Annotated in this window: 11 protein-coding genes; 6 read left to right on the top strand and 5 right to left on the bottom strand. The window is 70.3% G+C overall.

Features of this window, described 5'->3' with window-relative positions; genetic code table 11:
• Positions 1 to 224: 224 nt before the first annotated feature.
• Together CP975_RS22300 and CP975_RS22295 are read right to left on the bottom strand one after the other, a co-directional pair.
• Positions 225 to 428, bottom strand: a complete 204-nt coding sequence (locus CP975_RS22300) for a cold-shock protein (RefSeq protein ID WP_030788646.1) — start codon at positions 426 to 428, stop codon at positions 225 to 227.
• Between the two features lie 317 nt (positions 429 to 745).
• Positions 746 to 1,093, bottom strand: coding sequence for a MerR family transcriptional regulator (locus tag CP975_RS22295; RefSeq protein WP_055528523.1), 348 nt, complete (start codon positions 1,091 to 1,093; stop codon positions 746 to 748).
• Between the two features lie 397 nt (positions 1,094 to 1,490).
• Here CP975_RS22295 and CP975_RS22290 point away from each other — a divergent pair, with 397 nt between their 5' ends.
• The 5 genes from CP975_RS22290 to CP975_RS22270 all read left to right on the top strand — a co-directional run bounded on the left by CP975_RS22290 (position 1,491) and on the right by CP975_RS22270 (position 4,802).
• A complete protein-coding gene (locus tag CP975_RS22290; protein WP_055528521.1) occupies positions 1,491 to 1,868 on the top strand; it encodes a hypothetical protein in 378 nt (125 codons plus the stop codon).
• Between the two features lie 153 nt (positions 1,869 to 2,021).
• Positions 2,022 to 2,444: an Hsp20/alpha crystallin family protein gene (locus CP975_RS22285; protein ID WP_030788642.1), complete on the top strand. Its 423-nt coding sequence runs from the start codon at positions 2,022 to 2,024 to the stop codon at positions 2,442 to 2,444.
• 37 nt (positions 2,445 to 2,481) lie between these two features.
• Positions 2,482 to 2,880, top strand: coding sequence for a DUF2267 domain-containing protein (locus tag CP975_RS22280; protein ID WP_055528520.1), 399 nt, complete (start codon positions 2,482 to 2,484; stop codon positions 2,878 to 2,880).
• Between the two features lie 213 nt (positions 2,881 to 3,093).
• A complete protein-coding gene (locus CP975_RS22275) occupies positions 3,094 to 4,305 on the top strand; it encodes a pyridoxal phosphate-dependent aminotransferase (protein ID WP_055528519.1) in 1,212 nt (403 codons plus the stop codon).
• Between the two features lie 86 nt (positions 4,306 to 4,391).
• Positions 4,392 to 4,802 carry an SCO4983 family protein gene (locus tag CP975_RS22270; RefSeq protein WP_055528518.1) on the top strand — a complete coding sequence of 137 codons (411 nt, stop codon included), beginning with the start codon at positions 4,392 to 4,394 and terminating at the stop codon, positions 4,800 to 4,802.
• 75 nt (positions 4,803 to 4,877) lie between these two features.
• Here CP975_RS22270 and CP975_RS22265 read toward each other — a convergent pair whose 3' ends face one another.
• Positions 4,878 to 6,590 carry an SMP-30/gluconolactonase/LRE family protein gene (locus tag CP975_RS22265; RefSeq protein WP_055528517.1) on the bottom strand — a complete coding sequence of 571 codons (1,713 nt, stop codon included), beginning with the start codon at positions 6,588 to 6,590 and terminating at the stop codon, positions 4,878 to 4,880.
• Between the two features lie 194 nt (positions 6,591 to 6,784).
• Positions 6,785 to 8,629 (bottom strand): phosphoenolpyruvate carboxykinase (GTP), encoded by a 1,845-nt coding sequence (locus CP975_RS22260; RefSeq protein WP_055528515.1) that lies wholly within the window; start codon positions 8,627 to 8,629, stop codon positions 6,785 to 6,787.
• Between the two features lie 279 nt (positions 8,630 to 8,908).
• On the opposite strand from CP975_RS22260, the gene trhA reads away from it, so the two are divergent.
• The gene (gene trhA / locus CP975_RS22255; RefSeq protein ID WP_055528514.1) at positions 8,909 to 9,625 is read left to right on the top strand and encodes a PAQR family membrane homeostasis protein TrhA; all 717 of its coding nucleotides are present in this window, start codon (positions 8,909 to 8,911) and stop codon (positions 9,623 to 9,625) included.
• A 95-nt stretch (positions 9,626 to 9,720) separates the two neighbouring features.
• Here the strand turns inward: trhA and CP975_RS22250 are convergent, their stop codons facing one another.
• Positions 9,721 to 11,742: a thioredoxin domain-containing protein gene (locus CP975_RS22250; RefSeq protein WP_055528513.1), complete on the bottom strand. Its 2,022-nt coding sequence runs from the start codon at positions 11,740 to 11,742 to the stop codon at positions 9,721 to 9,723.
• Between the last annotated feature and the right edge of the window lie 84 nt (positions 11,743 to 11,826).

Here is an 11,826-nt window from a genome sequence, read left to right as displayed (position 1 = left end):
AAACGGTGTCGAGAATTGCAGGAACGGCCGGGGGAATAAAACATTGATTCCGGCCGTCGAAATACATTCGAGACAGGCCGGTCAAGAGAGGGGGACACGCTCCGGGTTGATTCACCGGGGTGTCGGGTGTTGCGTCGTGCCATCGGGGGCGTTATCCCCGGAAACAAAACGAGCTGGGGCCCGCACCCAAGGTGCGGGCCCCAGCTACGAAGTGCGCGTCAGCGTCAGGCGGGAACGATGTTCTCGGCCTGCGGGCCCTTCTGGCCCTGCGTGACGTCGAAGGTCACCTTCTGGCCCTCCTGCAGCTCGCGGAAGCCCTGGGTGGCGATGTTCGAGTAGTGAGCGAAGACGTCGGCGCCGCCGCCCTCCTGCTCGATGAAGCCGAAGCCCTTTTCCGCGTTGAACCACTTCACGGTGCCAGTAGCCATGTCATATCTCCTTCGGGGCAGTGCCCGTGGAGTCCACACTGTGCGAACTCCGCGTTGTCGTAATGATTACCCCGTCCGGTAATGACCGGCAATACAAAGTGCCCCGCCGACACATAACGCCGACTGAGCACTTGAAGTCTCTTGGGAACCACAACTGCAACTGATAACGACAGTAGCACGCCCTCGCCGTCGGCGCATGATTTTTTATGCCGTCCGCCGGTCGGCATAAAAACCCTCACCGCGCATCACGCGAAATTCTGCATTTGCCACCGTAGATATCTGGCGGCGCGAGGTGCAGCGTTTCGTGGACGGCGCCCTCAGGACGACGATCCCCCCTCGGATCCGGTGGGGGTACGGCGCAGCTGCTCGTTGAGGCGCAGGGCGTCGTCGAGCTGGTCCTCCAGGATGACGATGCGGCAGGCGGCCTCGATCGGCGTGCCCTGGTCGACGAGTTCGCGGGCGCGCGCGGCGATGCGCAGCTGGTAGCGCGAGTAGCGGCGGTGGCCGCCCTCGGAGCGCAGCGGTGTGATCAGGCGGGCCTCGCCGACCGCCCGCAGGAAGCCGGGTGTGGCGCCGATCATCTCGGCGGCCCGGCCCATCGTGTAGGCGGGGAAGTCGTCGTCATCGAACCGGTCGGGGCCATGCGTGAGGGTCTCTGGGGGCATTTGCACCTTTTCTGGAACGCGTCGAGGGGCCTGGTGCCGCTACGGCACCAGGCCCCGAGGGGTTTCAACACCATCTACCGGCCCTGTGTGCCGGCTATCTGTTTCCGCACAGCCGCCCGAGAGGGCGGGGATGCGGGGATCGCGGATGCGTGACCGGGGACCACCTTCCAATCCGGGGTCTGCGGTACCCGGGCGACGACGAACCTCGCCCAGGCGATCCTGATGGCGTCCACTCCTCTCTCGTGCTGAACGTCTTTGACTACACCAGGAACTCTAACAACGGCGGTTGTGCATGTCTACTCCAGCCGTGACAGATTTTCGGGAGCGGAGGAGGAGGGATCGAGGAGAGGGGATCAGGGCACCCACGCGCCCCCTCCCCTCGGTAGGCTCACCAGTCATGTCGAAGCCTGACGAACTGCTCGTCGACATCGCCACCCTGGTGGAGTCCGAGCGCAGCAACCAGATGTCCCTCACCGTGGTCGTGGCCGGCGCCGTCATCACCGGACGGCTGGCCCCCGAAGCCCTGTGGCGGCGGCGCGTCGCCGAAGTCCTCAAGGACTCCGACCAGCTGGGCCCCTTCGCCTCCGTGTTCGAGGGCGACGGGGTGCCCGCCGACCCGCCGCGGGACGCCACGCCCCCCACCCACCTGCACTTCCACCTGGCCCGGATCCTCCAGGGCAACGTGGGCCTGCCGGAGACGGGCGGGATGTACCGCATCCCCCTCCAGGACGTGAGCGCCTGGACCGTGGGGGACCTCAGCTACTCCGACCACTGACCGTCCCGGACTCGGGGCCGGGCCCGCGCCGCCGCTCCCGCGGCTGGATCCGGGCCCGGACCTGAGTCCGGCCTTGTCAATTTTCTTCCTTCGGGCTATATAGAAAAACGTAAGGGCATCGCACCCAGTACCTGAGGAAGGGAGTGACCCGTGATGCTCATGCGTACCGACCCGTTCCGCGAGTTCGACCGACTCGCCCAGCAGGTCTTCAGCAGCGCGCGGCCGGCCGGAATGCAGATGGACGCCTACCGCGAGGGCGATGACTTCGTGGTCCACTTCGATCTGCCGGGCGTCGACCCGGAGTCGATCGACCTGGACGTGGAGCGCCACGTCCTGAACGTGCGCGCCGAGCGCCGCTCCCCCGCCCCCGAGGGCGTGGAGATGATCGCGGCCGAGCGTCCCACCGGCACCTTCGCCCGCCAGCTGTTCCTCGGCGACACCCTGGACACCGAGCGCATCGACGCCTCGTACGACGCCGGCGTCCTGACCCTGCGCATCCCCGTGGCCGAGCAGGCCAAGCCGCGCAAGATCCAGATCAGCGGCGGCGGAAGCGGCCGCAGGCAGATCAGCGGCTGACCCGGACGAACGACACGAGACGGAGGAGAACGGCACGATGAGATGGAGCGAACTCATCGAGGCGGTGCGGGAGTCCGGCCAGTACGCCACTGCGGCAGAGGCGGAGCGCGTGACGCGCGCCGTGCTGTCCGCCCTCGGCGGCCAGGTCGTCGGGGACGAACGCGTAGACCTGGCGGGGCGGCTGCCGGCCGAGGCCGCGAGGGTGATCGCGGACGAGGTGCCCGTGGTGCGGCGGCTCACGGCACCGGAGTTCGTCGAGAGCGTGGCGCTGCGGCTCGACGGTGCCACGCCGGCCACCGCCCGATGGGACGTCAGCTCCGTCCTCACCACCCTGGCGCGGGCGGTCGACGAAGAGCTGGTCGACCGCCTGCTGAACCTGCTGCCGCCGGGCTACGCCCTGCTCTTCGGCAGGGCCGAGCTGGCGCCGGCGGCCTGAGGACCTGAGATCCGGGCGCCGCCCGCACCCCCTTTTCAGCTTCCAGAAGGGGCCGGGCGGCGCCCGCGGCGTCACCGCCGGCTCTCGTGCGTCCGGGCGGTTATTGCCGGGCCGCGGGACCCCGGGAACAAGACCGCGGACCGCAAAGGCGCCGAGCCCGCGCCGGAAGAATCCGCTCCCCCGACCACCGGTACACCCCGTAAGCTCCCCGCCATGCAGGTCATCCAGTCGACGAAGCTCGCCAACGTCTGTTACGAGATCCGGGGCCCCGTGCTTGAGGAGGCGACGCGGCTGGAAGCAGCAGGCCACCGCATCCTCAAGCTCAACACCGGAAACCCCGCCGCCTTCGGCTTCGAGTGCCCGCCCGAGATCCTGGAGGACATCCTCCGCAACGTCGGCGACGCGCACGGCTACGGCGACGCGAAGGGCCTGCTCGCCGCCCGCCGCGCGGTCGTCATGCACAACCAGACCCTCGGCATCGAGACCGACGTCGAGCACGTCTTCATCGGCAACGGCGTCTCCGAGCTGATCGTGATGGCCATGCAGGCCCTGCTCGACGACGGCGACGAGGTCCTCGTGCCGGCCCCGGACTACCCGCTGTGGACCGCCGCCGTCTCCCTGTCCGGCGGCACCGCCGTGCACTACCGCTGCGACGAGCAGTCCGACTGGATGCCGGACCTCGCCGACATCGAGCGCAAGGTGACCGACCGCACCAAGGCGATCGTGATCATCAACCCGAACAACCCGACGGGTGCCGTCTACAGCGACGACATGCTCCGCGGGCTGACCGACATCGCGCGCCGCCACAACCTCCTGGTCTGCTCGGACGAGATCTACGACAAGATCCTCTACGACGGCGTGACGCACACGGCGACCGCCGCCATCGCCCCCGACCTGCTGACCCTCACCTTCAACGGCATGTCGAAGGCCTACCGCGTGGCGGGCTACCGCGTCGGCTGGATGGCGATCTCGGGGCCGAAGGCGCACGCCTCCTCGTACATCGAGGGCCTGACGATCCTCGCCAACATGCGCCTGTGCGCGAACATGCCGGGCCAGCACGGCGTGGTCGCGGCGCTGAGCGGGCGCCAGACGATCAACGACCTGGTGCTGCCGGGCGGGCGGCTCCTGGAGCAGCGCGACACCGCGTACGACCTGCTGACGCGGATCCCCGGCGTGAGCTGTGTGAAGCCGAAGGGGTCGCTGTACCTCTTCCCGCGGCTCGACCCGAAGGTCTTCAAGATCAAGGACGACCGGCAGCTGGTCCTCGACCTGCTGCGCGCCGAGAAGATCATGGTCGTGCACGGTACGGGCTTCAACTGGACCGAGCCCGATCACTTCCGCGTCGTGACGCTGCCCACGGCGACGGACCTCACGGAGGCGATCACCCGGATCGGCACCTTCCTGGACGGCTACAGCCAGCCGTGACGCGCATGCCGGGCCCTCCCGGACCGCGCTCAACTTTAGACGGAATCTAAGCTAGGATGGTCCCCATACCGCTTGGAGGCCACCCCATGTACGAGCCGATCCGCACCAAGTCGGTCCACACCATGGCCGACGACGCGAGCTTCCCGCACCGCTCCCGCGAGGAAGAGCTGGACATCCAGCTCGCCGGGCACCTCGCGGCGCTCCTCGCCGTAACCGACGAGCTGCGCACCCTCGCCCCGGGCACGGACCTGGACGCCGCCGCCGAGCGGCTGGCTGCCCAGGTGGCGCGGCTGCGCCGCGGCGAGGAGCCGGCGCGATCCTCCGTGGCCGCCGCCATCCACGAACCGCACCTGGCCGCCCTGCACCAGCGCGCCCACGCCCTCGCGGGCCGCGCCCTGGTCGTGGCGGCCTCCCGCGCCGACACCGCGGCGGCGATCCTGGCCGCCGAGCGCATGGACGCCCACGCGGACGCCACGCGCCTGGTCGGCGCCTCCTGACCGGCCCCGGTCCGCGGCCGGGGAGGCCGCGGACCGGGTGCCACCCAAACGGACCGGCCCCAGCCGGACCTCTGCCTAGCCGGTGATCCTCACCGTGGCCTCGGCCGACGAGCCCGCGTGCAGGGCGTCGCCCTCGTAGCTCACCGCGTAGACAGTCCTGCCCCGCTTGTTCGGCAGGTCCTTGATACGGAACGTGCCGTCGGCCGCGACCGACGCGGACGTCAGCTCGCCCGTCGTGCCGAACCGGTCCGTGCGCGTCACCTTCAGGCCGATCCCGGACGGCAGCGCGCGGCCCTGGCCGGTCAGCTTGCCGGTGATCTCCACGCCACCCGCGCGGGTCGCCTCGGCGGGTGCCTTCAGCTCGATCGCCGTCGGCGCCTTCGCCACGTCGACGGTGACCGTGACGTCCTCGGCCGGGCGGTGGGTGACATCGCCGAGGAAGCGCAGGGTGTACGTCGCCTCACCCGTCCTGTCCGGCACGTCGAGCACGGTGAAGCTGCCGTCGGCCGCGACCTTGGCGGCCGCCACCTCCTGGGTGCCGTCGGCGTCCTTGCGGACCGCGGTCACCTTCAGGGGCTCCGCGGGTGCGGGCCCGTCCAGCTCCAGCCTGCCGCGGATGCCCAGCGGCTCACCGACGACGGCCTTCGTGGGCGTGGTGGTGAGCCCGCCCGTGAAGCGCGAGTCGTGCTGCGCTGCGGGCGGCTGGATGACGTGCAGCCAGTGGCCGCCGTGGATGTCCGAGGTCACCGCGAAGAGCCGCGAGCCGTCCTTGGCCCAGCCGAGGCCCTGCGGCACGACCCGCGAGCCGTCGAGCGCCCCTTCGAAGGCGAACTCCATGGCCGTGGTGCCGTCCGCCGGGTCGGCGGGCTGGATCAGCAGATCGGCCGTGCTGCCCGAGGCGGCCGCGCCGCGCGCCACGTACTTGCCGTCGCCGCTGAACGCCACCGCCGACGCCTTCGCGCCCTCCGGAAGCGGCTGATAGCCGGCCGGGGCGTCCGCCAGGTCGTCGGCCGCGAGCAGCCGCGTGCCGTATGCCGCGTCGGCGACGGCGATGCGCTTGCCGTCGGCGCTCTGGGCGATGTCCTTCAGGTCGAGCGCACCCTTGCCGTCGGCGTCCGCGAACCGCCGCGAGGGACCCCGTACGAGGTTCTCGCCGCTCGCGTCGAAGGTGGTGAGGAACGGATTGGCGTCGGTGCCCGCGCCCGCCTGCCCCATCACGAGCCGGTCCGGCGCCTCCGGGCCCGCCTCCAGCTTCAGGCGTCCCTGGGTGTTCCAGCCGGTGGAGACGGAGGAGGTGCCGTTGACCCCGTACAGCAGCGCGCTGTTGTCGGGGCGGTCGCAGTACCCCTCCATGTACGGCGTCTCCGTGAACCACGTCTTGCCGCCCGCCACGGCCACGTCCCGGCCGCAGGTGGTGTTGTACGGCGTGTACGCGATGTCGCCCCTGGCCTGCGTCGCCGTGTCGAACTTCAGGATGCCGCCGGCCTGCGACACGTGCAGCGTCGCGCCGTCCGCGCTGAGCGCCATGCCGGACGCCGGGTGGTCGGTGGCGAGCGAACCCACCTTCTGGCCCTGGAAGTTGTACACCAGGACCGCGCCCGGCCCGCTGGATTTACGGCCGTCGGTGACGTACACGCGCTCGTGCGCGGAGTCGACCACCATGGCGCCGAACGAGGAGATCGGCAGCTTCGCCGCCTCGTCCGACGGTGTGACGGCGTACGCGGCGGGCGTCCCGGCGGCCACCAGGCCCGCCGAGCCGAGCGCCACCGCGAGGGCGATGCCCGTCATGCGCCGTAACCGCTGAGAGTGCTTCAACTTGGCCCCCCACAGGCTCTCTTGACGGCACGCTTCGAACAGCGGGCCATGTGTGGGGTCATTGAAACATGTGAGGACCGTGTGACGTGCATGTATATGACGTGCGTACGTACGGGAGGGGCCCCGCACGCCGTTGTGCGGGGCCCTTCCACGAACGCGCGGGTCGGTCAGCCGAGGCGCTGCACCAGCGCGCGGTACTCGTCCCACAGCTCCTTGGGCGTGTGGTCGCCGAAGGTGTTGAGGTGCTCGGGGACCAGGGAGGCCTCCTCGCGCCAGGCCTCCTTGTCGACCGTGAGCAGGAACTTGAGGTCGGCATCGGCCAGTTCGAGGCCGTCGGTGTCGAGCGAGTCCATCGTCGGCAGGATGCCGATGGGGGTCTCGACGCCCTCGGCCTTGCCGTCGAGGCGCTCCACGATCCACTTCAGGACCCGGGAGTTCTCACCGAAGCCGGGCCACACGAACTTGCCGTCGGCGTTCTTCCGGAACCAGTTGACGTAGTAGATCTTGGGGAGCTTGGACGGGTCCTTGCCTGCGCCGACCTTGACCCAGTGGGCCATGTAGTCGCCCATGTTGTAGCCGCAGAACGGCAGCATCGCGAACGGGTCGCGGCGCAGCTCGCCGACCTTGCCCTCGGCGGCGGCGGTCTTCTCGGAGGCCACGTTCGCGCCGAGGAAGACGCCGTGCTGCCAGTCGAAGGACTCGGTCACCAGCGGGACGGCGCTCGCGCGGCGGCCGCCGAAGAGGATCGCGGAGATCGGCACGCCCTTGGGGTCCTCCCACTCGGGCGCGATGATCGGGCACTGCGAGGCGGGGGTGGTGAAGCGGGCGTTCGGGTGGGCGGCCGGGGTGCCTGACTCCGGCGTCCAGTCGTTGCCCTTCCAGTCCGTGAGGTGGGCCGGGGTCTCCTCCGTCATGCCCTCCCACCAGACGTCGCCGTCGTCGGTGAGCGCGACGTTCGTGAAGACGGAGTTGCCCCACAGCGTCTTCATGGCGTTGGCGTTGGTGTGCTCGCCGGTGCCGGGCGCGACGCCGAAGAAGCCGGCCTCGGGGTTGATCGCGTAGAGGCGGCCGTCCTCGCCGAAGCGCATCCAGGCGATGTCGTCACCGATGGTCTCGACGGTCCAGCCCGGGACCGTCGGCTCCAGCATGGCGAGGTTCGTCTTGCCGCAGGCGCTCGGGAAGGCGGCGGCGACGTACTTGCTCTCGCCCCGCGGGGGCGTGAGCTTCAGGATGAGCATGTGCTCGGCCAGCCAGCCCTCGTCGCGCGCCATGACGGAGGCGATGCGCAGGGCGTAGCACTTCTTGCCGAGCAGGGCGTTGCCGCCGTAGCCCGAGCCGTAGGACCAGATCTCGCGGTCCTCGGGGAAGTGCGAGATGTACTTCGTGGAGTTGCAGGGCCACGGCACGTCGGCCTCGCCCTCGGCGAGCGGGGCGCCGAGCGTGTGGACGGCCTTCACGAAGAAGCCGTCCTCACCCAGCTCGTCCAGGACCGCCTGGCCCATCCGGGTCATGGTGCGCATGGAGACGGCGACGTACGCGGAGTCGGTGATCTCGACGCCGATCGCGGACAGCGGCGAGCCGACCGGGCCCATGCAGAAGGGCACGACGTACATCGTGCGGCCCTTCATCGAACCGCGGAAGACGCCGCCCTCTCCGTCCGCGCCCCGGAAGATCTCCCGCATCTCGGCGGGGGCCTTCCAGTGGTTGGTCGGGCCCGCGTCCTCCTCCTTCTCGGAGCAGATGAAGGTGCGGTCCTCGACGCGCGCGACGTCGGTCGGGTCGGAGGCCGCGTAGTAGGAGTTCGGGCGCTTGACCGGGTCGAGCTTCTTGAACGTGCCCTTGGCGACGAGCTCCTCGCAAAGGCGCTCGTACTCCGCCTCGGAGCCGTCACACCAGACCACACTGTCCGGCTGTGTCAGTTCGGCGATCTCGTCGACCCAGGAGAGCAGCTCCTTGTGACGGGTCGGGACGGTGTTGGTCGGGGTGCTGGGAGCCGCGATGTCGCGCGCCACGATTGCTCCTAATCGAGGGGTTTTTGAGGATGTATGCCCCGTGGGGGCTGCGACCCGGACGCTTCACGTGTAGATCCTCTGGCGCTCATCCGGTGCCGACCGCACTCATTTGATCATCCGACGCGGCCGCGCATCTGTCCAGAGGGCCTCACACCTGAGCGGCGTGAGCATCGCCACTTGTACGGCTTCGGGTGTGAGGACGGCGGTTCCATCCGATTTGATGACCGGTTCACGTGCGGTTGATGTCCGACTTACGGGGGCGTAGGTACGATGCCGAGCATGACCGCCTCCGTCTCCGAAGCGATCCCGGAACCCGAGGACGCCCCCTCCCTCGTCCCACCCCCGCAGGACATGCCGCTGCCCGTGAAGCCCAAGATGCGCGGCTGGCTGCACGCGGGAATGTTCCCCGCGGTGGTCGTGGCCGGGCTGGTGCTGACCGCGCTCGCGGACTCCACCCGCGGCCGGATCGCCTGCGGCATCTTCGCCCTGACCGCCTGCCTCCTCTTCGGGGTGAGCGCGCTCTACCACCGGGGGAACTGGAGCCCGCGAGCGGACGGTGTCCTGCGCAGACTCGACCACTCCAACATCTTCCTGATCATCGCGGGCACCTACACCCCGCTGACGATGCTGCTGCTCCCCGACGCGAAGGGGCGGTGGCTGCTCTGGGGCATCTGGGGCGCGGCCGTCGCGGGAATCGCCTTCCGCGTGTTCTGGGTCGGCGCCCCCCGCTGGCTCTACACGCCGTGCTACATCGCGATGGGCTGGGCGGCCGTCTTCTTCCTGCCGGACTTCATGCGCACGGGCGGCATCGCCGTGCTCGTCCTGGTCGTCGTCGGCGGGCTGCTCTACAGCGCGGGCGGCGTGATCTACGGCATCAAGCGGCCGAACCCCTCGCCCCGCTTCTTCGGCTTCCACGAGGTCTTCCACTCGCTGACGCTGGCGGCCTTCGCCGTGCACTACATCGGCATCTCACTGGTGGCCTACCAGCACGGCTGACCCCTCCCCCCTCCTTTCTCTTCCCCCTTACTCCACCCGGTGGCCGCGGCTCTTCAGCCGCGGCCACTTTCGTCTGCGCGGACGCGTACCCAGCGCTAGGAGAGCATCCCGGCGAGCGCACTCGCATCGGTCGTCGGCGCGTCGCAGACGAAGCCCCGGCAGACGTAGGCCGCCGGACGCCCGTCCACCAGCCCCCTGCCCGCGAGCAGCGGAAGCTCGTCGGAGCCAGGGGGCCCCGCCGCCACCACCGCCCCCGGCGCCGTGCCGAGCAGCGCGGTCCGGTGCAGGTCACCGAGGACCTCCCCCACGACGGCCACCTCGCGCGGTCCGTCCAGCGCCGCCTCGGCGACCGCGAGACCGTGCCCGATGAACCGCGGCACGCGAGGCCCGAGCGCCTTGACGACCCCGAGCGCCCGCTCCGCCGCGGTCCGGTGCGGCGAGGCCCCCGTGTGCGCCGCGTACGAGAGCAGGGCCCCGGCCGCGGCCGTCCACCCGGAGGGCGCCGCGTTGTCCGTGGGGTCCTGCGGCCGCCGGATCAGCCGCTCCGCGTCCGCCGCCGTGTCGTACAGGGCCCCGCTCTCCTCGTCGACGAACTGCGTGAGGACGTGGTCGAGCAGGAACCCGGCGAACTCCAGCCACACCCCCTCCCCCGTCACGGAGGCCAGCACGAGGAAGCCCTCGGCGACATCGGCGTAGTCCTCGAGCACGCCCGCGTTGGCACCGACGCGCCCGTCCTTCGAGGTGCGGGCGAGCCGCGCACGGTCGTCCATGTGCAGACGTACGAGGAGATCGCCCGCGCCCACGGCGGCCGCGACGAGGTCGGGCCGGTCGAAGTACGCGCCGGCCTCCGCGAGCGCGGCGATCGCGAGGCCGTTCCAGGCAGCGACGATCTTGTCGTCACGCCCGGGAGCGGGCCGCTCGGCACGCGCGGCGAGCAGCCGTTCCCGCACCGATTCGAGCCGCGAGGCCTCCGCCTGCGGGCCTTCCGCGACAGGGAGTTGCAGAACGGAGGCGCCTTCCTCGAAGGTGCCTTCCTCCGTCACGCCGTAGCAGGCCATCGCGAGATCCGCGTCGGCCTCCCCCAGCACCTCCCTCAACTGCGCGGGCGTCCATACGTAGTACGCGCCCTCGACGTGCTTGCCCGTCGCCGGGTCCTCGCTGTCGGCGTCGAGCGCGGAGGCGAACCCGCCTTCGTTGGTGCGCAGTTCGCGGACCATGAAGTCCGCGGTCTCCAGCGCCACGCGACGCGCGAGGTCCGAGCCGGTGGCCCGCCACAAATGGGCGTACGCGCGGCACAGCAGCGCGTTGTCGTACAGCATCTTCTCGAAGTGCGGCACGACCCACTCACGGTCGACCGAGTAGCGCGCGAAGCCGCCGCCGAGCTGGTCGTAGATGCCGCCGCGCGCCATCCGCTCACAGGTGTCGGCGGCCATCTGGAGCGCGCCCTCCGCGCCCGTGCGGGCGTAGTGCCGCAGCAAAAACTCCACCGCCATCGACGGCGGGAACTTGGGCGCACCGCCGAAGCCGCCGTGCGCCGCGTCGTAGTCGCGGGTCAGGCCGAGCAGCGCCTGCGCCAGCTCGTCCTCGCCGGGCTTCTCGCCGGTGCCGTGCGTGAGCTGCCGCTCCCCGAGGTCGCGCACGATCTTCCCGGCGACCTCGGCGACCTCGCCGCGCCGGTCCGTCCACGCCCGGTGCACGCCGTCGAGGACCTGCGGGAAGGACGGCATGCCGTGCCGGGGCTCGGGCGGGAAGTACGTACCGAAGTAGAAGGGCTCGGCGTCGGCGGTGAGGAAGACGGTCATGGGCCAGCCGCCCTGGCCCGTCGCGGCCTGCACGGCCTCCATATAGACGGCGTCGACGTCGGGGCGCTCCTCGCGGTCGACCTTGATGTTCACGAACTTCTCGTTCATGAGCGCGGCCGTCGCCTGGTCCTCGAAGGACTCGTGCGCCATGACGTGACACCAGTGACAGCTGCTGTACCCGACGCTGAGCAGCACCGGCACGCCCCGTTCGCGGGCCTCCTGAAAGGCCTCGGCCGACCAGGGCCACCAGTCGACGGGGTTGTCGGCGTGCTGGAGCAGGTAGGGGGACGTCTCTTGGGCCAGTCGGTTCGGCATACCCCCCATCCTCGCGCACACCGGGCGCCCGGCTCACGTACGCCGGGCCCTGATCCGCCGACTCCCTCGCATCGGCGCCCCGCA

The sequence above is a fragment of the Streptomyces alboniger genome, assembly GCF_008704395.1.
In the GTDB taxonomy this organism is placed as follows: domain Bacteria; phylum Actinomycetota; class Actinomycetes; order Streptomycetales; family Streptomycetaceae; genus Streptomyces; species Streptomyces alboniger.
This window is presented reverse-complemented; position numbering and strand designations above follow the sequence as displayed.